This is a genomic window from Spirochaetae bacterium HGW-Spirochaetae-1 (genome assembly GCA_002839375.1).
GTDB lineage: Bacteria > Spirochaetota > UBA4802 > UBA4802 > UBA5550 > PGXY01.
This window is the reverse complement of record PGXY01000010.1, coordinates 213,415-235,049: the sequence shown is the minus strand read 5'-3', so window position 1 is coordinate 235,049 and position 21,635 is coordinate 213,415. Positions and strand designations below refer to the sequence as shown.

Annotated in this window: 18 protein-coding genes and 2 tRNA genes; 7 read left to right on the top strand and 13 right to left on the bottom strand. The window is 48.2% G+C overall.

The window, feature by feature from the left end:
- Nucleotides 1-113 precede the first annotated feature (113 nt).
- The 4 genes from CVV44_19920 to CVV44_19905 form a co-directional block, all read right to left on the bottom strand.
- Nucleotides 114-1,064, bottom strand: a complete 951-nt coding sequence (locus CVV44_19920) for a hypothetical protein (protein PKL35795.1) — start codon at nucleotides 1,062-1,064, stop codon at nucleotides 114-116.
- A gap of 8 nt (nucleotides 1,065-1,072) precedes the next feature.
- A complete protein-coding gene (locus tag CVV44_19915) occupies nucleotides 1,073-2,452 on the bottom strand; it encodes a hypothetical protein (GenBank protein PKL35794.1) in 1,380 nt (459 codons plus the stop codon).
- 60 nt (nucleotides 2,453-2,512) lie between these two features.
- Nucleotides 2,513-2,586: transfer RNA gene (locus CVV44_19910), tRNA-Arg, on the bottom strand.
- A gap of 15 nt (nucleotides 2,587-2,601) precedes the next feature.
- A tRNA-Pro gene (locus CVV44_19905) sits at nucleotides 2,602-2,675 on the bottom strand.
- Between the two features lie 255 nt (nucleotides 2,676-2,930).
- On the opposite strand from CVV44_19905, the gene asd reads away from it, so the two are divergent.
- Nucleotides 2,931-4,052, top strand: coding sequence for an aspartate-semialdehyde dehydrogenase (gene asd / locus CVV44_19900; GenBank protein PKL35793.1), 1,122 nt, complete (start codon nucleotides 2,931-2,933; stop codon nucleotides 4,050-4,052).
- Nucleotides 4,053-4,166: 114 nt separating this feature from the next.
- Here asd and CVV44_19895 read toward each other — a convergent pair whose 3' ends face one another.
- From CVV44_19895 to CVV44_19875, 5 genes are all read right to left on the bottom strand, one after another.
- Complete coding sequence (locus tag CVV44_19895) at nucleotides 4,167-5,108, bottom strand: kinase (GenBank protein ID PKL35792.1); 942 nt, start codon at nucleotides 5,106-5,108, stop codon at nucleotides 4,167-4,169.
- Between the two features lie 86 nt (nucleotides 5,109-5,194).
- Nucleotides 5,195-6,850, bottom strand: a complete 1,656-nt coding sequence (locus CVV44_19890; protein ID PKL35791.1) for a hypothetical protein — start codon at nucleotides 6,848-6,850, stop codon at nucleotides 5,195-5,197.
- On the bottom strand, nucleotides 6,828-7,523 hold the full coding sequence (locus CVV44_19885; protein PKL35790.1) for a rhomboid family intramembrane serine protease: 696 nt from the start codon (nucleotides 7,521-7,523) through the stop codon (nucleotides 6,828-6,830). Before CVV44_19885 ends, CVV44_19890 begins: the two co-directional genes overlap by 23 nt.
- A gap of 90 nt (nucleotides 7,524-7,613) precedes the next feature.
- Entirely contained in the window at nucleotides 7,614-8,177 is a 564-nt protein-coding gene (locus CVV44_19880) for a hypothetical protein (GenBank protein PKL35789.1), read from the bottom strand.
- Nucleotides 8,178-8,538: 361 nt separating this feature from the next.
- The gene (locus CVV44_19875; GenBank protein PKL35788.1) at nucleotides 8,539-9,114 is read right to left on the bottom strand and encodes a hypothetical protein; all 576 of its coding nucleotides are present in this window, start codon (nucleotides 9,112-9,114) and stop codon (nucleotides 8,539-8,541) included.
- Nucleotides 9,115-9,427: 313 nt separating this feature from the next.
- Between CVV44_19875 and CVV44_19870 the strand changes: the two genes are divergently transcribed.
- Complete coding sequence (locus CVV44_19870; GenBank protein PKL35787.1) at nucleotides 9,428-10,228, top strand: hypothetical protein; 801 nt, start codon at nucleotides 9,428-9,430, stop codon at nucleotides 10,226-10,228.
- Between the two features lie 9 nt (nucleotides 10,229-10,237).
- On the opposite strand, the gene CVV44_19865 is transcribed toward CVV44_19870, so the two are convergent.
- The 4 genes from CVV44_19865 to CVV44_19850 form a co-directional block, all read right to left on the bottom strand.
- Nucleotides 10,238-10,432: a hypothetical protein gene (locus CVV44_19865; GenBank protein ID PKL35786.1), complete on the bottom strand. Its 195-nt coding sequence runs from the start codon at nucleotides 10,430-10,432 to the stop codon at nucleotides 10,238-10,240.
- A gap of 70 nt (nucleotides 10,433-10,502) precedes the next feature.
- Nucleotides 10,503-11,630: a 4Fe-4S ferredoxin gene (locus tag CVV44_19860; GenBank protein ID PKL35785.1), complete on the bottom strand. Its 1,128-nt coding sequence runs from the start codon at nucleotides 11,628-11,630 to the stop codon at nucleotides 10,503-10,505.
- A gap of 12 nt (nucleotides 11,631-11,642) precedes the next feature.
- On the bottom strand, nucleotides 11,643-12,299 hold the full coding sequence (gene lepB, locus CVV44_19855) for a signal peptidase I (protein ID PKL35784.1): 657 nt from the start codon (nucleotides 12,297-12,299) through the stop codon (nucleotides 11,643-11,645).
- 297 nt (nucleotides 12,300-12,596) lie between these two features.
- A complete protein-coding gene (locus CVV44_19850) occupies nucleotides 12,597-14,057 on the bottom strand; it encodes a hypothetical protein (protein ID PKL35783.1) in 1,461 nt (486 codons plus the stop codon).
- A 284-nt stretch (nucleotides 14,058-14,341) separates the two neighbouring features.
- Between CVV44_19850 and CVV44_19845 the strand changes: the two genes are divergently transcribed.
- The 5 genes from CVV44_19845 to CVV44_19825 all read left to right on the top strand — a co-directional run bounded on the left by CVV44_19845 (nucleotide 14,342) and on the right by CVV44_19825 (nucleotide 21,511).
- Complete coding sequence (locus CVV44_19845) at nucleotides 14,342-15,226, top strand: ABC transporter ATP-binding protein (GenBank protein ID PKL35782.1); 885 nt, start codon at nucleotides 14,342-14,344, stop codon at nucleotides 15,224-15,226.
- A 10-nt stretch (nucleotides 15,227-15,236) separates the two neighbouring features.
- Nucleotides 15,237-16,286: an ABC transporter permease gene (locus tag CVV44_19840; protein ID PKL35781.1), complete on the top strand. Its 1,050-nt coding sequence runs from the start codon at nucleotides 15,237-15,239 to the stop codon at nucleotides 16,284-16,286.
- Between the two features lie 104 nt (nucleotides 16,287-16,390).
- Nucleotides 16,391-19,144, top strand: a complete 2,754-nt coding sequence (locus CVV44_19835; protein PKL35780.1) for a hypothetical protein — start codon at nucleotides 16,391-16,393, stop codon at nucleotides 19,142-19,144.
- Between the two features lie 112 nt (nucleotides 19,145-19,256).
- Entirely contained in the window at nucleotides 19,257-19,931 is a 675-nt protein-coding gene (locus CVV44_19830; GenBank protein ID PKL35779.1) for a hypothetical protein, read from the top strand.
- Between the two features lie 242 nt (nucleotides 19,932-20,173).
- Nucleotides 20,174-21,511, top strand: a complete 1,338-nt coding sequence (locus CVV44_19825; protein ID PKL35778.1) for a sodium:alanine symporter family protein — start codon at nucleotides 20,174-20,176, stop codon at nucleotides 21,509-21,511.
- The last annotated feature ends 124 nt before the right edge of the window (nucleotides 21,512-21,635 follow it).

Below are 21,635 nucleotides of genomic sequence, written 5' to 3'. Positions count from 1 at the left end.
TGTACAAACTGTGTATTCGAAATCTATAATCAGCGGTCTCCATCACCATTACTATTATGAGGAGACTGCTTAGTTATGGTCTTTTGTTAATAAAGCGCCGATATGGTCTCATATTATATTTTAAAATTCTTTCTATACCAGGGAAGTCCAATTCGCTTTATGCATTTTCCCGTATTTTTATTCCATAAACGAATATCTTTATCAAATGAACCAGAAATTATTACACTCCCATCTTTGTTAAAAAGTAGTGTAGATACTGCACTTTCATGGCCTGTAAAAACCATTTTCAATCGTCCATCTAAATCCCATAATTTAATTGTCCTATCGAATGATCCAGAAACTATTTCACCATATTGATTCACACATAAACTCAATACGCCACTTTCTTTCTTATGAGCTTGAAATGAATTAATCAATTGGCCCTGGATACCCCATATTTTCACAAAACCATCTCGCGAAGCAGTAACAATTTTATAATCTGTTAAGAACAGAACATTTGTTACCTCATCTTCATGCCCTATATATCTTTTTAAAAGATAAAAATTATTATTATATATAAGTATCTCACCATTATTTAGACCAATACAGAAATAATTGCCTGAATGACTAAAATTATGGCTTGCTGGGAATGCCTTTTTAAAAATGATTTCTTTAAAAAGAGAACCATTATTTCTCCAGATTTTGAGGTATTTATCCTTAGATGAAGAAACAAAGATACAATCATTTGTATTAACTGACAATCCGGTGATTGAATCTTCATGTGCAGTAAATTCCTTTAAATTCGAACCACTCAAATCTGAAATCAGGATTTCATTATCTCGTGTTGCTGAAATAATTTTATTATCACAAGTAAATTGTATATAATATATTCCTCCCCAAAAATATGGAAAGCTGCCAACTCTTTTAAAACTACCATTCCAAAGAAATCTATTTCCATAATTATCGGATGAAACAAAATATTCTCCGTTATCGTTTTTGTCCATTGATAAAATCCAACCAGCATGCCCTATTTTTGAACAGGAGAATGAAATAAAACATAAAAATATTATCCAATAAACTCTCATCTGTTTATTTAGTAATCCTCTGCATGATATTCTTTTACAATATCATTATTATATTTCTCTTTAAAATCATCGTACCAATTATTGGGTTTCAAAGAGTCATCACTTCTATATTTAGTATTTTCTTCAAGTCCTCTTCTTACCAAATCTTTACAATTATTACTATCTGTAATTGCACCATAGAGTATCGGCCATAATCCCAGCCCCATAGTACCATACAAGATAGCACCCCTTTGTTTCCAACTAAGATTATTAGTACCTACCAAACGATATGGAGCATCTTGATTTAATTCAAAATAATCATACAACTCTTTATCTTCATCAGGAGTTGTTGAAATTTCGATTCCTTCATCATATCTTACTCTTGCCTCTTTTTTATTCTTATCATAGTAAGTATAATTTTCTAAATAATCATATCTTTTTTTATCAACATCATCTCCTTTCGCAAGTCTCCTTTCTATTTCATTTCTTTCATCAACCAATTCAGATTGTCTTCTAAAGAAATCTTCTGGGCTATCAAAGGATTCACAGTGAACATTATAAGAACCAGCTTTTAAAGAGCCATCTTCTGCTAATTTTTGATTTCTTGAAAAATACATCCATTTTGAATTCCCCTCATCATCTTCATACTCTTGTAATACCCCCGTATGCCCAGCTGGCTCATTTAATTTATCTCCAGTTGCTCCTCCAACAAAATCGGCACCCGTTCTTGCTTGCAATATTACACTATTGTGCCCCGTCGGATCTTTATACCGTATCGGATTCCCCTTCGTATAGGAATACCGATTCCACCCCTGCGTATCGTACTCACCATCAATTACGTTATCGGCGGTTACGAATCTCGATATCTCCGGATCGTAGTGCCTCGCATTATAGAAATAGTACCCGGTCTCTAAATCCAGTTCCTGCGAGTTGTACTTCGGCGCGTGACTCCCCTCTCCCTCCTCGAACCACGTTTCTCCGTAAGGTAAGTATTCGAACCGTTTTATCGGCAGACCCGAATCGTTCACCACTACCTTTACCGAGTCAACCTGGTCTGTCAAGTAATATAGTGCCTGGCCCGAAGGGGCCACGACTGCTACCCGCACACCATTGAGGTACACATTGTTCACGGCGCAGTGGCTTTCTTCGATCTCAGTGCCGCCTGTCGTGTACTGTTTTTCTATACCGAAATACATGGACGGATACAGCACCTCTATCTGCCGGTCTTCTCCTGCTACGGTGCGGCGCGAGACTTTGCGGACCCGGAATCCCTGGTCATCATAATAGTACTCGCCCACGACCTGGTTCGATCCGTCCGTGACTTTGCGGATGCGGTTCGAGGCGTCGTAATCCATGGTTGCCCGAAGCGTTGCATCCCATGGTAAATCGTTCGCTGCCGTTGGCGGCATAGGTATAGCTGATGAAAATAAAAAAAGCCCTTCCCGAACAGGAAAAGGCTTTTTTAAAAGTACGCCAGAAGGGATTCGAACCCCTGACCCACGGCTTAGAAGGCCGTTGCTCTATCCAACTGAGCTACTGGCGCAAAATTGTACGACATTCGGGGTGAGAGGATTCGAACCTCCGACCTCATGGTCCCAAACCACGCGCTCTACCGGGCTGAGCCACACCCCGAAATTGAATGAAAGACAAAGTACATTCATGGTATGAATGTGTCAATATTTTTAAAAAGGCACGCGATTTTAATTTTTACTGAAAATTGGCCCTTTTATGTTGATTTATCACTGTTTTCCCAATAAAGTATTGACGAAAATCGGACATATCCATTCATTAATTAAAATTTTACTGTTTTGATGATTTATTTATTGGGTGTCTTTGGAGTTAATGTCTGAAGGCTCCCTCAATATTAAAATATTCGAGGATCGTACCATGTTAAAAGTTGGATTTGTCGGCTGGAGAGGAATGGTGGGTTCTGTCCTCATGGACAGGATGCTGGAAGAAAAAGATTTCCAGGGCTTTGAACCCCTCTTTTTCACAACCTCCCAGGTGGGACAGAAGGGGCCGGAAATAGGTCTGGATACACCGCCTCTTATAGACGCATATAATTATGATAAACTTTCCGCCATGGATATCATTGTAACCTGCCAGGGCGGCGATTATACGGGCAAGGCCTATAAAGAACTGCGCGGAAAAGGATGGAAGGGATACTGGATCGACGCGGCATCGACCCTGCGGATGGAAAAGGACAGCATCATCATCCTCGATCCAGTGAACCGCGACGTTATAGACAGGGCCCTTGCCGGGGGCGTTAAGGACTATATCGGCGGCAACTGCACCGTTTCACTCATGCTCATGGCCCTGGGCGGGCTTTTCCAGAAAGACATGATCGAGTGGATTACCTCCATGACCTACCAGGCCGCTTCGGGCGCCGGTGCTAAAAACATGCGCGAACTGGTGGACCAGATGCGCGTCATAAGCGGAAGAGCGGGAAGCCTGCTCGATGCCCCCGCATCGGCCATACTTGACCTGGACCGTAATGTCACGGAGACCCTGAACAACGGTTCTATGCCCGTAGATAATTTCGGTGTGCCCCTGGCTGCCAGCCTGATTCCCTGGATCGACCGGGCCGTGGAAAACGGCCAGAGCCGGGAAGAATGGAAGGGCCTCGTTGAAACCAACAAGATACTGGGACGCGAGGACAGGCCCGTGCCCATCGATGGTATCTGTGTCCGCGTCGGCGCCATGCGGTGCCACAGCCAGGCCCTGACGATAAAACTGAAAAAAGACGTTCCCCTGAAAGAAATAGAGCAGATCATCGCCTCGGCCAACGACTGGGTCAAGCTCATCCCCAACACGAAGGAAGAGACCGTGAAGGAACTCACCCCGGTGAAAACCTCCGGTACCCTCACGGTTCCCATCGGCAGGCTCAGAAAACTCAACATGGGCCCCGAATACCTGACGGCCTTCACCGTGGGCGACCAGCTCCTGTGGGGCGCGGCTGAACCCATACGGCGCATGCTGAAGATCACTCTCGAATATATGCAGAAGTAATTTTCAATACATGCAAAAAAAAGAGGGCCCCGCACAGGGTCCTCTTTTTTTCTTCCTCCCCCTCGCCTCTCAGGAGAGGGGGCCGGGGGGTGAGGTCAAATGTCCGGCTAAAATTTATGTCAGGGGCTGAAAGGTCGCCATGGCCTTCACGGTTTCTTCGAAATTAACAACACCGGCATCGCTTCCCAGGCCCGTTGCTACCAGGGCCGAAACGGCCGTGGCGAAACGGCATGATTTTTCCACGTCGAATCCCCTGCTCAGGCCCGCAATGAAGCCCGCGCAGTAGGAATCGCCGCATCCCGTTGTGTCCACGACCTCAACCTTAAAAGCCGGAATGAGCGTCTGGCCGTCCCGAGTGGCCAGCAATGAGCCCTTTGCTCCCCATTTGAAGATGCAGGCCCCTGCTCCCAGATCGAGAAAATATTTTGCCGTGTCTTCGGGAGTCTTGGTTCCCGAAACCTCCATGGCCTCTTCCAGGCTGGGCATAAAATAGTCAACATGGGGCATTGCCAGTTTCAATCCATTCAAGGTACCGTCATTGGGCGCGATAAAATCACAGGTAACCGTTGCCCCTTTCTGCCGGGCCTCTTTCAGGATTTCAGGACCGGGGCCTCCATCGAGTTTCAGCATGGTTCCCACGCCGCCCCAGTGAATATAGCGGCTGTTCGTGATGAAATCCCTGGTCCTGCCGTCTATCTCCAGGAGTATGGACGATCCGATGGCATGGAAATTGGGCCGCTGCCCGTCGCTTTTAACGGCCAGCATGGTTGCCGCCGTGGGCAGCTCGTCCCTGCGCTGAAGGTATGAAACATCGACACCGTTTTTTTCCAGCGCCATGGTGAGGAACCCGCCCATATCGTCCTTCCCGATGGCGCCCACAAGGGCTGTTTCCACGCCAAGCCTGGCGGCAATAACGGCAGGTCCCGCCGCTGTGCCGGCCGCCGTAAGGCGTATCTGCTGAATAATAGTGGTTTTCCCTCCCGGTGGTATTTCATCTATAGGCCTGCCCAGAATATCGAGTATGGTAAGACCGACACATGCAAGATTATTATCCATGATGCTCCTCCGCTGAAATATGTATATTCTGTCCTCTTTAATATATGCAGGATATTTCCGTATCCGTCAAATCGTTTCCTGATATATCAGAAATCGGCCTCCGCCTTTTCCCGAAAAAGCCGTGCCAGTTCATCGACTTCAAAAAGGGGCCACTGCGCTTCAGTGCCGCCCTGCATAGCCAGAATACCTTCGCCCTCGCCCAGCACCGTGCCTATACATGCCGCCCCTATCCCCGCCGATTTCAGGCTTTCCATAAGAGGGGCTGCAATTTTTCCGTCACAGCAGATGAGCAGGCTGCCCGAGCCGATGAGTCCCAGGGAATCAATTCCCAGCAGGCGGCACATCCACTCCGTCAGGTCGGAACGGGTAATGGCGTCCATATCCACCTTGATTCCATGACGCCCTGCCGATGCCAATTCAGCCAGGGCCGTGGATATTCCTCCCTCAGTAACATCATGCAGAGCCCTGACTCCCTTGAACGATGCAGCCAGGGCCGCTTCCTCCAGGATGCTGATCTTTCCGACATATGCCAGGCCCTCCTCTATTTCCCCGCGGCTCATCCCTTTCTCAGTCAGCTCCGGGGCAAATTCCCTGGCCAGGATGGAAGTCCCTTCCAATGCCGCGGTTTTGGTCATGATGATACTGTCTCCGCTCCGCATATTCTTCTTTTCGAGGAGGCGTTCCCTTGCAACAAGGCCCGCCATCATTCCCGATACAATAGGGCGCGTGACAGCATCGGTGATCTCCGTGTGTCCCCCGCAGAGCGTGATATGACGGCTTTCAGCTATGACGAAAAGATCACGTATGACTTCATATATCTGCGAGGGTGTGGTCCCGGAAGGGAAAAGGAGAGTCGTGAGAAACCATCGCGGTACGGCTCCCGAGGTAGCGATATCATTGGCATTGACCAGCACTGCATACCGGCCCGCCGATTCCGCCGTAAAAGTAATGGGGTCCGATTTGAGTATGAGGATATCCTCTCCCTCTATATCCACGGCCGCGCAGTCCTCGCCGATCCCGGGATTGATTATGACGGAGCTGTCGCAAATTTTGAACTCTGCCAGGAAAAGCCGCAGCAGATCATTGGGCAGCTTTCCGCTCTGCAAAGGAAGTCCCATTCTTACGATGTTTTCCAGTTCTCCCAGGTTCGATATGATGAAATGACTGTCCGTTTCATCGGGCCTGTGCTCGCCGCCATTGGTGAGAAAAACCGTTGTGGAGCCGGCACGGTTACCGGCCTCGATATCAAAGATATAATCACCCACAACGAGAATATCCGACGCTGATATTCCCAGAAGTTTCGCGGCATGGACCACTCCTTCTTCGTGGGGTTTCGGTTTCACGGACGTATCACGGGATATTATGAGATCAAATGTTGCGGTGTCAACGCCGGTAAAGTTCCCCAGGGCCGTATCCACGGCCTTCCGGCTGTTCCGCGTTATAATGCCCGTCCGTATCCCCAGGGACCTGAGCAGCATCAGGGTTTCACGTGCTCCGTCATTGGGAACGGACCGGGCCGCGGCCTCGCTCTCATGGGTTTCCAGTATGCCCATGGCATGTTTCTTTTCATCACCGTCCGGCATGGCCTCGATGAATTCCAGCACCGGCATGGAATCGGGACATCCCACCTCTCTTTTTATGGCAGGGAAATCCAGGTGCCCCGGTTTCGTCAGTGTGCCGTCAAAATCAAAGAGTACGGCCCCGACCCTGTATCCTTTTTTAATTCGTTTCAGATCTGTCATTGATATCACCTTCGTCAGCTTCAGGGCTCATCCCGGTTTTGACAAAGGGAGAGCAGAGCAAGCCTCCTGCAATGCCGAGAATGAAGCCAACGCCATGGGCCGTATAGCTCACTTCGGCCTGCACCGTTGAGGGAATGAGCATAGCGAGAGAGAAACCCACGGCGCGGAACAGTCTCATGGGAACCGTATGATCGCTGTCAAACCGCACATACAGAACGATCCAGAGCCCAATCATGGAATGAATCATCCCCGAGGCTCCCACGAGGTTCACCGTGGGATCATAGAACAGAAGGGTGATCCAGGTTCCTGCCATACCCAGTACCAGGGACAGAACAGGAAAAACAATCGTTCCAAAATAGGTCCGGAGGAACCATCCGAATATGATAAAGAGCCACGAGTTGGACAGAAGATGCGTCATGCCCGAATGGGTGAAAAGGGACGTTAGAATTCTCCAGTATTGATGCCCGGAGAAAACCGCTTCACCGCTGGCGGGAAAAAGGCTTCCAAAGGAATAGCCCCTGTACATGAGCGTGCTCACAACAAAAAGGAGAAAAATCTGCAATGCGGGATGGATGTCCCTCCACCGGGGCGGCCGGCTCAGCGGCCCCTTTTTCTTCTCCTGCACGCTTGTTTCATCATCATCAAAGTCTATGTCGTGAATTCCGTCATCCATGGGTCTCTCACCGACTTCCTTTTATCGCTACAGAATCAATATATTCCAGTCCATATTATACTCAGGGTGTACTGCACATGCATGGACATATCACAGTGACCTGAAATAGTCGCCTTCCCAGAAGAACACGACAATCATGCACGATTGTCCCATATTTTCCAGCAAAGTTTTAAATCTTTTCACATGCTCATGACCGCAGACAAAAAGAATACGGCGTGCCAGGTGAGGCGCCAGTTTTTCAAACCAGAAATTCTCGCGAATATCCCAGTATCGTACGACCTCTCTGTCCGTATCCTCCTGTATTTTTCTGCGCAGCTCTTCATCGAAAACAAAGGTCCCGGTGACACCGTAGCGCCGCTTCACAGCATCCTTCTGTTCAGCGTAATAAGGGATTCCCAGCCGCCGGCGGTCCCCATCGCCGGGATCACAAAAGAGATGGTCCTTTCCCAGTTCACGGGCCAGGGCACGCAGGGTGGCCTCGCGGGAAAAATAAACCTGTTCCAGGTATTCTTCGTGAAACTCTTCAGCAATGAGGTCAATACTATGGTACTGAATAATATTCTTCATGGATTCCCTGAAGGTATTGAACAGGTTCTCGGGCACGATACGGTTTTCATACTGGATCAGGTGGTCAATGCCAACCAGGTATATCATACATTATTCCGATATAATGAAATAGTTCATGAATAGTACAAATTTTTATATAATATTACAATATTTTTTTTACTTTATTATGATAAATTTCCAAATAAATTAATTTTTACCGCCCGGTTAAGCTTTTTTTTTAATACGGAATGGCCTATTTTTAATTTCCTTTTGTATATTATAATACATATAAAGAAATATCAACCGGAGTGTATATGAACAGGAAATATCTCATTTTGAGAGTAGTGATGGATGAAAGCAGGAATATATCGTACACAAAAGAACATGAATGCGAAACATATAAAGAGGCCCTGCATCATCTGAAGGACAAACCGGACCGAGAAAGCTATATCATCCAGGACATTTTTTTTTAAAAGGATGAGCCCCTGCGCTCCAGGGATTGGATCTCCAGGAAATCCCCGTTCCCTTTCTCCTGCACTATCCTGAAGGAGATCCCCGCCTCATCAATGGTTATTACGGCAAAGGTGGGGGCCGATGGTGAACCTATATACTGGTCTCCAGGATTGCAGAGAATGATATTGTTCCGTTCCGCCAGGAGCGGCTTGTGGGTATGGCCAAAGAGCAGGATATCACACCCCTCGATCTGGGTCATGAGGGCCATCTTTTCATACAGGCCTTCCAGCACTTCACCGGAATGATACGGTGTAATATCAAACTGATCGCCGTGAATGAGCAGAAAATTCCTTCCCTGAACCGGGACTTTCTGCTTCCGGGGGAATTGCGATCCCTGATCTTCATTGCCGCTGATACCCGTCAGGGGAATACCCGCGTCCACGGCAACGGCACGGGCATCCTCAACACCGTCGCCCAGGTGGAACAGGTAATCAAAGGGGCCGCAGGCCAGGATCATCTTCCCCATCGATGCCCGGTTGCCGTGCGTGTCGCTGAAAACAGCGATTCTTGTTTTACCCGTATCCATCATCATATCCTGACATCACGGGTAAAGTATGAGTCCACTGCTGTAAATACTTTTTCCGGAAATTTTAGCACAGATAGTCGGGTTATTAAAAAATAGCGACGGGAATACCCCGGCGAAGACAATTAAGCGATACATAAATGGATAGTCGCCACCCCTGCGAGGGGTTTAATACTATTACTATCTTCTTAATAAAGAAAGTCCCCCTATATGGCAGGAAAAAACATTGACACAACCGGTACAATTGCATTACATTTGTATTATTGTATGACAATATAATATACATATTATAGTTTCCTCATTTTCCGACAAGGAGGCCCTCATGGAAGAGCAGGTAACGGATTACGGCAGCTGCCTGGTCACCAGGAAAGAAAATTACGCCATCGTCACTTTCAATAATCCGGAAAAACTCAACGCCTTCGGCCCCGAGCTCTTTGAGTCTCTCCAGAAAGTATACCGTAATATCAAAAATGATTCACACCTCAGGGCCGTTATTTTCACGGGAAAAGGGGACCACTTCTCGGCCGGCGGAGACGTGGAACAGGATATCAATCCCCTGCGCGGCAAGAGCATGGCTGACTTTAAAAAATATTTTCTGGAACTGAGTGAACTGTACATGGGCGTCTACAATATGGATATTCCCACTATAGCGGCCATCAACGGATACGCGCTGGGTGCGGGCATGGAACTTACTCTTATCTGCGATATACGCATTGCCTCGGAAACCATGCAAATCGGGGAATTTTTCGTCAAAATGGGATTGGTTCCGGAAATCGGCATGTGCCTTCTTCCCAAAATTGTGGGAACCGGCATGGCCAAATTAATGTGCTATACGGGAAACCTCATCGATGCCCGTGAAGCCCTGCGCATCGGGCTCGTTGAGCAGGTGGTGCCCGCCGCTGAACTTCTGCCCACGGCGGAAAAGCTGGCATCAAAACTTTCCAGGGGCCCCGCTTCGGTGGGAATAATGAAACGGGCTATCCAGGAGTTTGGCGATTTAAGCCTGGAAGAGACCCTGAACCCGGCCATTGCCTACCAGTACCAGGCCATACACACGGAAGATCATGCCGAGGCAGTAACATCATTCCTGGAAAAGAGAAAGCCGAAGTTCAAAGGTCTCTGATTCCGCCCCCTACTGGCGGAATTTTCTCATGGCCAGGAAATCCTTATCGGTTCTGACCTTTGCGGCCATCCTGTCCAGGTCAGGAAAGGGAATACCACGGGTTTCCATATCCTGTATCACCAGTGTCAGAATAATGGATTCGTGACTGAAATCGTCGGGAAGGGACTTGATGAATTCAATGATTTTTTTCTTTGCAGTGTTCATGCGATTCTCCTTGTTGTTTTATCTATAACACGAAGGAGAAGCTTGCCTATTGAAATTTTTTTATGCAGGGTTACTGAAAAAAAAGATTTTTTACGGCGAACCGCAGGTTGCCCCAGAATCTTTTTTTCCGGTTTTTCAGTCCGTCATAGAGCCGGTCCGATGTCTCGGGCGGTACGGCCTCATTTATATTCCTGCCCAGTGTAAGGGCACCGCTCGTGCAGGCCGGGACACAGTTGCCGCACCCGATACAGCGCCCTGCGTCAATTTCAACTTTGTCCGTTTTTTTATTGAGCTCAATGGCATCGACCTGGCACTTTTCAAGACAGATTCGGCAGCCGACGCAGGCGTCGTCATTCACCACGGCATGAAAATTGGCGGCCCAGAAATTCACGGGAACGGGAAGGCGCTTTTGAATGCGGAGCATACCGCAGCAGCATCCGCAGCAGGAACAGATGAATTCCACTTTCTGCGTATTCGAGGGCTGGAGAACCAGCCCCTCCTTCTGATTTTCCCCGAGAATGCTCAAGGCCTCTTTTTTATCGATTGTCCTGCCAATGCCCATTTCAACGCACTGCTCCGCCATGGAATCAATGGCCAGGCATGTTTCGAGCCGCGATGTCACTTTGCAGCTCTCTCCTTCCAGGCTCCTGGACTTCCGGCAGATACACTCATTGATGACAAAGGGACCGGTTGCAGCTTCGATTATTTTCCGGACATCGTCCCAGGGAGCCACGGCCTGTCTGCTGTCGAGGCTCTCCTCTATGGGAATTGTCCGCATCTGCTGCATGCCCCCGTTGAGAAAAGAGAGGCCGAAGGAAAGCGTTGACGTGTAATCATGAAAATCCCGCAAAAAGTCAGGGGACAGCCAGTTGACCTGGGCCTCGTAAATTCCAACTATGAGGGGGATAATGGCATACTGCGCAACGCCCTTTTGGGTGCGGAATCCGATGAGGCCCCGGGCCGCCATTTCTTTCAGGCGATCAGCAAGTTCCTGCCCGGCAAATCCCGAAGCGGCCGAACGCTTTTCAATATCAGCGATAGACCTGAACCGGTAATCCAGGGCCATGGCTGTCCTGGCCTGCTCAGGAGTATAGAGGCCCTTCAGCAGCCTGATGTGAGCCCCTGATGAGGCGGCAGGGAATCCAACGGCCTGCTCATCAAGATGCCTGCCGAATTCCCGGTACAGCGTGTCGCTCATGCGGCTGTTCCCTTATAACCTGCCGATCCTTTCCCATCGTATGGACCAGGTGTCAGGATCAATAGACGTCCAGCGGAATACCAGCTTCCCGAGAACGTTCTCTACGGGGACAAACCCCCAGTACCTGCTGTCAAAGCTGTTATCCCTGTTATCACCCATGACAAAAAGCGCCCCCTGGGGAACCGTGAATTTTTTCATGTTCTCTTTTCCATTGACATGGCGATAATTCTGCACCAGGTACTCCCGGCCGTTAAGCTTTTCCAGAAAAATTTCCGTATTTTCATCGCGTGAAATGAACGATCGGGGAATCTTTTTCCCATTGATATATACTACCCTGCCGCTGATCGCGATCTCATCGCCGGGCACACCGATAACCCGCTTCGTATAATTGACCGATTCATCACCGGGATATCGGAAAGCAATGATGTCACCCCGTGAAGGAGAATCCCATAGTACTATATCATGCTTTGTAAAGGGTATCTTCAGACCGTAGGCCGCATTATTGGAAAAAAATTTATCCCCTTCCCGAATCGTGGGATTCATGGAGCCCGTATCAACGGCATAATTGCCCAGAACAGTTGTCCTGATGAAAACCATGAATAAAATTGTCAGGATTATGCTGAATATATCATGTTTTCTCGAAAAATCACGCAGCTTTTTAAAGTACATAATTCTCCTCTGCGGCTCCCGCTCATGGGCCGTTTTTTCCAGACATATGATTATTAATTGATTGCCGGGTGCATTATCCCTGGCAGGGGAATGAAACACCCGGCAATCTTGAAACTGTTAATTTAAAAATAGAGGTGTAATTAACATATATCCTGCAGGCGGCATGAGAATGCCACCAGTGGATACAATATTAAAAGACATCGTACAGCGGAAAATGTTACATCTATATGGATCAGAATGAGACAGGGATACCTGTTTTTACCTGCAAAAATAGCGACAGCACAATAGTGCATTTCGTCAGTCAGCGTCTTTTCTCATTACATTGTACACCGCGCCAACAAGCTCGACTTTATCAATGGGCTTATGAAGATAAGCCACCGGATTAGTCGCAAGGGCGCGCTGCTTTACTTCCTGGTCGGCATTTGCCGTTATAAATATCACGGGTATATCGAACTGTTTTTTCATTTCCCCTGCCACGGCAATGCCGTCCATATCATCTTCGAGAAATATATCCATAAGGACCAGATCGGGCTTCTCCAATATCACGGCGGGCAGCACATCGGCACCCCGGGAAATGACACGGGAAACGCCGTATCCCGCCCTGATCAACATGGCTTTCATATTCATGCCCGTGATTCTTTCATCTTCAACAATGAGGATTTTTATATTCCGCACTTCGCCGGCGTCCCTGCCGGACAAATTGGCTGCGGAAGGCCCCGCTTTCCCTCCCTTCCCGAAGGACAGCATGAATTTTGTACCGGAACCCGAATCACAGCTGATAGATCCTTTCAACTGGTGAGTAAGTGCATGAATGAGCTGCATGCCGAGACTGTCATTATTTTTAATATCAAATTCCCGGGGTATCCCCACGCCGTCATCGGCAACGGTCAGCGAATACAAACCCTCTTCATCTACATAAAAATCTACGGAGATCGTACCCCTTCTCCCTCCGGGGAAGGCATGTTTCAGGGAATTGGTCAGCAGCTCATTGACAATGAGAGCACAGGGAATGGCGTCATTGATATCCATATAAACATCCTTCACGCGTATATCAATGACCACATTTTTTGTCATACTGCTCAGTGTATCATTATATTCCCTGATCAGTCCCTGTATATAATTTTCAAAATCTATGTTGGTCATACTGTCGGACTGATACAGCTTTTCATGTACCAGTGCCATGGCGCGGACGCGGTTCTGGCTGTCGAGAAAAAGCTGCCTGTCCGTTATGTTGATGATACGGTGATACTGCAGATCCAGGAGGCTTGATATTATCTGCATATTGTTCTTCACGCGGTGGTGAATTTCCCTGAGCAGCAGTTCCTTCTCCTTCAGGGACTCTTCCATCCGGTTTTCATTTTCGCTCCGCTCATCTATCATTCTATCACAGAAGGCCTTTCTTGAAAGAGAGATATTTATTTCCGTGTTAAGTCTTTCGGCACTGAGAGGCCGCAGCAGTATTCCCGACATTCCAAGATCAGGTCTGCCGGCGTGCGGTTGATCGGTCACTGTGTCATTGATAAAGATAATTGGCGGATTTTTTCCATCAACAAAAGATGAGATAGCCTGCAGCCAAAGGCTGTCATAAGGAAGAGACCCATCGGCGATGATGACATGGGGATTCGCCTCCTCGATGCAGGAGTGCCAATCTCGGGGATTCCTGACGATTCCGGTCACAACATAACTGTCTCCGGGAAGAAGGGGAATAATTTCCCGGGAAAATTGTACTTCATGTTCAATTATTACTATATTCTTCATACTCAGTACACTGCTTTATCACAAGTCCCTTTTTGAGGGTTCATTGTCCACGGGACATAATAGGTCTTCATCCCCTGCCTGAGCAGCCGTCCTTATTTCCATAAGTATACACCATAATACACCCCTGTTCAACAGTAAATTTTTTCGATATCAATATTTTACCTCCTACTATTTAAGATATGGTGCATAAAAAAGTACTGGATTATTATAAACGATCCATGATAACTGTTTTGCATGACCGATTTGAGAGAAAATTCTCTGCCGGAACAAGTATAGCAACCCCCATGAAATACATACTGGAAATAAAAAACCTGGTGAAGGATTACAGTGAAGTCCGCGCCGTCGACGATATAAGCTTCGCCATTGAGCCCGGTATCTGTTTCGGGCTCCTGGGACCCAACGGCGCCGGGAAAACCACGACTATCGAAGTGATCGAGGGAATCCTGAAACAGACCGGCGGGGAGATTTTATACAAGGAAAAACCCCGGCTGGCCGGCTTCAAGGAGGAAGCGGGAATTCAATTCCAGAACACGGAGCTTCCCCAGTATCTTACCGTGAGGGAAACGCTCGTCATGTTCCGGAAACTCTATTCGCGAAAGGCCGATATGGATGAACTCATTGCCATCTGCCGCCTGGAAGAAATCCTGGACAGGGACAACCGAAAAATCTCGGGGGGCCAGAAACAGCGCCTCCTCCTGGCCATGGCCCTGGCCAATGATCCCGAATTGCTTTTTCTGGACGAGCCAACGACAGGACTTGATCCCCAGGCACGCCATCACCTCTGGAATATCGTGAAAGACATTAAAAGCCGGAACAAGACCATCATCCTCACCACTCATTACATGGAGGAAGCGGAACTTCTATGCGACCGCATAGCCATAATGGACACGGGAAAAATAATCGCCATGGGCTCCCCGTCGGAACTGTTGAAAGAACACGCTAACAGGACTATCATTGTCATCCGGAATGACATAAATGAGGAGAACCTCTGCAGCCTTCCGTGCCGGTATTTTAAAATACACGACGGGTATGAAATCCAGACTGACAATCTCAACACATGCCTGCAGGCCCTCATGAAAAGCAATGTGGATTTATCCGATATCACCGTCCGTTCCCAAAACCTTGAGGATCTTTTTCTCAAGCTCACGGGAAAGGAACTACGGACATAGGAACACCGCCATGATACGACGTCTCTGCGCACTCATATCAAGCCGTACTAAAGAATTCTACCGCGACCGCTCCGCCCTGGGATGGAACCTCCTCTTTCCCTTCATGATCATTTTCGGCTTCAGCCTGATCTTCAACCAGGACAAGCAGGTGCTGTACAAAGTTGGTGTTCTTAAAGAAACCTCAGCGAACTCCCTTCCCGTTGAACCCGAATTTGCCGGTCGATATGAGCACTTCAGAAAAACCCGTTTCATTGAATTCATCGATTTCAATTCTCTCGAACGGGGTATGAACAGGCTTGAGCACCACCGCATCGACTTCCTTGTCAGTCCGGAAAGAGGAGAATACTGGGTCAGCAAAACCTCCCCCAAGGGATATATTGTTGAAAAGCTTTTTCAATCAAGCGCTGAGATTGGCCCCGGCCATTACACCAGGCAGGATATAACCGGAAGAGAAATACCCTACGTGGAATGGCTCTTCCCGGGCATCCTGGGTATGAACATTATGTTCAGCTCCCTCTTCGGCGTGGGATACGTTGTGGTGCGCTACAGAAAAAACGGTGTACTGAAAAGATTCAGCGTCACACCGGTACGCACCTTCGAATTCCTCACGGCCCAGATCGTTTCTCGCATGGCCGTTATTCTCCTCACCACATTCATCGTGTACGCGGGATGCGCCCTCATCTACGGGTTCCAGTGCCGCGGTTCCTACCTGAACCTTTTCCTCTCCTTTGCCCTGGGAGGCTTCAGCATGGTGTCCCTGGGCCTCCTCGTCGCTGCCCGAAGCAGCAGCGAGGAATTCGCCGGGGGGATATTGAATATTATTACCTGGCCCATGATGTTTCTGTCCGAGGTTTGGTTTTCCCTGGAAGGAGCCCACCCCTGGGTCTCGGGTTTTTCAAAAGTACTTCCCCTGACCCACATGATTGACAGTTCGCGCATGATAATGAACGATGGCGCCGGTCTCATGGAGGTAAGGGAACACTTCATAACTCTGGCAGTCATGTCCATTATCTTTATAACCCTGGGCTCTCTCATGTTCAAATGGCAGAAGGACTCCTGATCCCTGCAAAAATAAATCTGAGTTACATCTGAAAATACTCCTTGAAAAATGCCCTCCCGTGAGCTACAGTACAGTATAGGCATATTTGAACCGTGACAAATGGCATGAAAAATATAAAAATAATAATAATCGATGTAAAGAAAACAAAGGCCTCTGTCCTGGCCGATCTTCTGGACGATCTGTCATATTCCGTCATTGGATCTTTTGTATCCAATGAAGATACCCTCGCTCTGTGCGTGAAGGAACGGCCCAATATCATCATTCTGGGCATCGCAGGCGATGGAAATCGGGCAGGCATGAAAATCATAGAGTCACTTCGGGATCAGTACCAGCCCCTGCTTATTTACTGCGCTGATCAGTTTTATCAACATGCCCGTGAAACAATGCTGCCGTCACAGGGGTATATCGTACCGCCCTTCAACACCGGTCAGATCAGTGCCATCCTTTCATCGGTCCTGGAGAATAATTCCGCCGGTACATCACTCATGGCAGAAGAAAAGTTCCGACAGCTCTTCAATAACAATCCTGAATACTGCTATCTCATCTCACCGGACGGGACGATTCTGGATATAAATAATTCCGCCCTCGGGATACTGGGATACACCAGGGAGGAAATGGTAGGAAAACCCCTGAGCATAATTTATCATCCCGATTCGAAGGCGAACATGGATATTCTTTTTAAAAAATGGAAAGCCTCGGGCAATCTGCATGATGAGCGGATAGACATTATAACACGCGACGGGCAGCGGAGAAAGGTTATACTGCACGCCGCATCGATACGGGACAATCAGGGTTCTATTATCCATTCCATCTCCTATCAGCACGACATCACGGATTTCGATAACATCTTCGACGCCTATCGTGACAGTGAAAGGAAATACCGGAACATTTTTGAAAACGCCCCCATGGGCATTTTCCAGACCTCGTCCACAGGAAAAGTGCTGGCGGTTAACAACAAAATGGCGGCTATATTGGGATATGACTCCCCGGTGGAGGCAATTGAGGCCTACAATAACCTTGACAAAAAACTCTATGTCGATCCCGAAAAGAGAAAAGAATTCCTCAGACTCCTGGAGCACGATAAAGCCGTGGTCAACTTCGAATACGAGGCTTTCAAAAAGGACGGGACAACCACCTGGATTTCCATGAACGCGCACGCAAGCGGATATAATGATGACGGTTCATTTTTTATAAACGGCTTTTCCGAAGATATCACGGCCAGAAAAAAGGCCCATGCCATAATAAATATGGGAATCAGCCACATGGTTCTCATAAACGAGTTGAATTCGGACATCAATAAAAATGCCGGGACCGATGAAATAATAAAGAAAACCTGTGACCGGCTGAGGGATATTCACGATCTTCGCTTTGCCGATTTTTACTTCAAGGCCGTTTCCACCGATTTCAGCGAATACCTTATATATCAATACAGCAATATCCAGAGTGTCATCCTGAGCGCTGCTGAAAAACTCTCAGGCCTGTCCCTGCAGAAAATACGGATACCCCTTTTCGCGGGGAGTGTTTATCTGGGACTCTATACGAACCGTATCCCCATGGAATTCAACGGCAAGGAAGAAGTGGCGCGGGCCATCAGAGATTTTGTCCCGCCAGATAAAAAACTTCTCCGGGCCCTGGCAGGCGAAATTGCCCAGGTTGCCGGCAACAAGTATGTGTACCTGGCTCCCCTGATCGTACGCGGTGAAGCTATCGGACACATCGGGTTTAACCGTGAAAAACCATTTTCCCGCGAAGAAAAGGAATCGGTCTCCATGGTCATTGACAAACTGGCCAGCATCTTCGACAAGATAAAAACCGATGAAGCACTGCGTTCATCTCTGCGAGAGAAGGATATACTCCTCAAAGAAATACATCACCGGGTCAAGAACAACATGCAGATCATCTCGAGCCTCCTGGCCCTGCAATCGGGATTCATAAATGACGAGCGTGACCTGGAACTCTTTGCCGACAGCCAGAACCGCATCCGCTCCATGAGTCTCATCCATGAGCAGCTCTATCAATCCAGCAACCTGTCGCAGATTGATTTCCGATCCTACACGGACAGGCTGGTCACTGAAGTGCTGCAGTCCTTCAATACCGGTTCAAGAATCGGCATTGACATGGACATTATAAACACTCCCCTGCCAATCAATGTAGCCATCCCCTGCGCGCTCATTCTCAATGAGCTTTTAAGCAATGCGCTGAAACACGCCTTCCCTGAAAAACAAAGCGGCAAAGTTCATATTTCCTTTATTAAAAACGACGGTCACCGCTATATATTCTCCGTCAGCGACAATGGCATTGGGTTTAGCGCTTCACAGGACACCTCAACAGGTAAGTCCCTGGGGATGCACCTTGTGTCAGAACTGACACGGCAGATAGGGGGTACTCTTACTATCCAGCATAAAAATGGTACAAGCTTTATTATAGAATTCAGCGATCTGTACGAGCCGTCCAGGGATGAAAAAATCAGCTGCCTGGAACCCAGGAGGGATTCGGAAAAACTCATTCTCATCGTAGAGGATGACCTCATCACCGGCAATTTCCTGAAAAAAATGCTGGAAAAACGCGATTATAAAATACCGCCCGTAATGGTGACGGGAGAAAGCGCCATTAATTTTGTCCGCCAGTGCAGACCAGACCTGATTATTATGGATATCATGCTCGGCGGCCCCATGGATGGTATAGAAACGGCACGGATCATCAAAGAGCAGTATGGTGTCCCCGTAATTTTTTCATCGGGAAGCAGTGAAGACGCCACACTGACGCGCGTACAGAAGATCAGGCCCGCCGGTTTTATCCTGAAGCCCATCGACAAGGAACGACTCCTCTCTCTCATCCGGCAGGTTTTTGGGGAATAGAAAAACGGCAATTTCCGGTCGCGGATATGTATATAAATATTTGACAAAATAATGCTTATTTATTATAAAAAGTAAACCTCATGAGAAAAAGAAAATAACCGTCCTTTTAAATATGAACAGAGCAGGAATCATGGAACAGGGAGACAATTATAGCGCTAACGATTTACCGAACCGGATCACCAAGGAATTTATCAACAACCTTCCCATCATACGGTACGCCGGTCCCATTTCCGTCATAAACAGGGGACGGGACCTGGATAACTGCCTTTCCCTTCTCAGCTCGGAAGAATTGCTGGGTTTTGATACGGAGACACGTCCTACATTTCAGCGGGGACAAAACAATCCCGTTTCCCTCATTCAACTGGCCACGGACGAGATAGTATATATCATTCAGCTCGGGCTGACAGGGTTTCGTCCATCGCTGGTAAAATTACTCGAAGATGAGCGTGTAAAAAAAATAGGCCTGGCTGTTCGTGATGATATCCTCAAGCTCCAGGAAATACGCCCCTTTGAGGCCGCAGGGTTCATTGATCTGAGCGACATGGCATCCAGGAAGGGCATAATCCAGACGGGCCTCAAGGCCCTGGCGGCCCGTTACCTGGAAGGCAGAATATCAAAGGCGGTGCAGACATCAAACTGGGCCCGCCCTGACCTCATGGAAAAACAGAAGATTTATGCAGCTACCGACGCCTGGATCTGCCTGAGGATATATTACCCCCTCATAAGCGATGAGCGTGATTATCACGATGATATTGAGGCACCACCTGAACCGGACATGGTGGAGTAGCAACGGACCGATATTGAAATATTGTCCTCTCCATGATTACCCAACGGAAAAGACATTGACATAAAAATCATGCCTGCTCATAATAATTGAAGCACCGTAATAAGGGAACCTCTATAAATTAGATTTTGGAAGTTCCCTTGTGGGCACAAGCATAGGAAAAATTAGGTTTTTCCATTTTTTGGTTAATGAAAAACCTAATTTTTAGAGGTGCCCATAAAATACTATAACAACAGGATTTCCCTATGCTCGGATTACTGCAGACAATAAACAGCTACATATGGGGGCTTCCCCTGATCATTCTTCTCGTCGGTACCGGCGTTTATCTGACCTTCCTGCTCCGGGGACTTCAGTTCCGGCAGCTCATACCTTCCCTGTATCTTGCCCTTATTAAAAGAAAAGAAGGCGGAACCCATGCCGGAGACATCTCGCACTTCCAGGCGCTCATGACAGCCCTGGCTGCCACGGTGGGCACGGGAAATATCGCCGGAGTAGCCACGGCCATTGCCACGGGCGGCCCCGGAGCCCTATTCTGGATGTGGGTCACGGGTTTTTTCGGCATGGCCGCCAAATACAGCGAGGCGGTTCTCGCCGTTAAATACCGTGAAGTTGACAAGCTGGGAACCATGAGCGGTGGTCCCATGTACTACATTGAAAAGGGCATGAAGATGAAACCCCTGGCCGTGGCCTTCGCTTTGTTTGCATCGATCTCGGCCTTCGGCACGGGAAACATGATACAATCCAATTCCGTTGCCGATGCCGTTAATTCCACTTTCGGTGTACCGCACATGATAACGGCCATTGTCCTGGCCGTTATTACCGGTCTGGTCGTCATGGGAGGCATTAAAAACATTGCCAGAGCTACGTCAGCCATTGTTCCTGTCATGATCCTGTTTTATGTTACAGCCGCCCTGGTAATACTTGTCATGTATTTCCGTCATATTCCCGAAGCCTTTGCTCTGATTTTCCGACATGCCTTCAGTCCCACGGCCGCCGCGGGTGGATTTGCCGGATCTGCGGTCATGCTCAGCATCCGCATGGGCGTCTCACGCGGGATCCTGTCCAATGAATCCGGTCTGGGCAGCTCTCCTATTGCGGCAGCAGCTGCCAGAACCGATGAGCCGGTTCGCCAGGCACTGGTTTCCATGACCCAGACATTCATCGATACAATCGTCGTATGTACTCTCACCGGCCTGGTTCTCCTCGTTACCGGCATCTGGTCCTCGGGAGCCACGGCAGCAGCCCTCACGGAACAGGCCTTTTCAGCTGGGCTTCCCGGTTCATGGGGTGGTATCGTGGTCACCGTCGGCCTGGTATTTTTCGCCTATTCAACGATTCTTGGATGGTGCTACTACGGCGAAAAATCCATAGAATACCTGCTGGGTGAAAAATCTGTTACGCCCTACCGTCTGGTTTTTGTTGCGGCGGTATTCGTGGGAGCCGTAGTGAAGCTGGATCTGGTATGGAACTTCGCCGATATCATGAACGGCCTTATGGCTGTCCCGAACCTCATCGCCCTCATCGCCCTTTCAGGCGTTGTCCTGGCGGAAACGAAGGCCTATTTCAGCAAATACCCTTCATAAATATTATTGGCCGGTGCAGTGACAGGTCACAACCTGCCACTGTATTCACCCGAGGTTCCTGCCACATAACGCACAATAAAAGTCTTCTGGAATCTACATTCCCCGAACAGCTGGACGGACATTT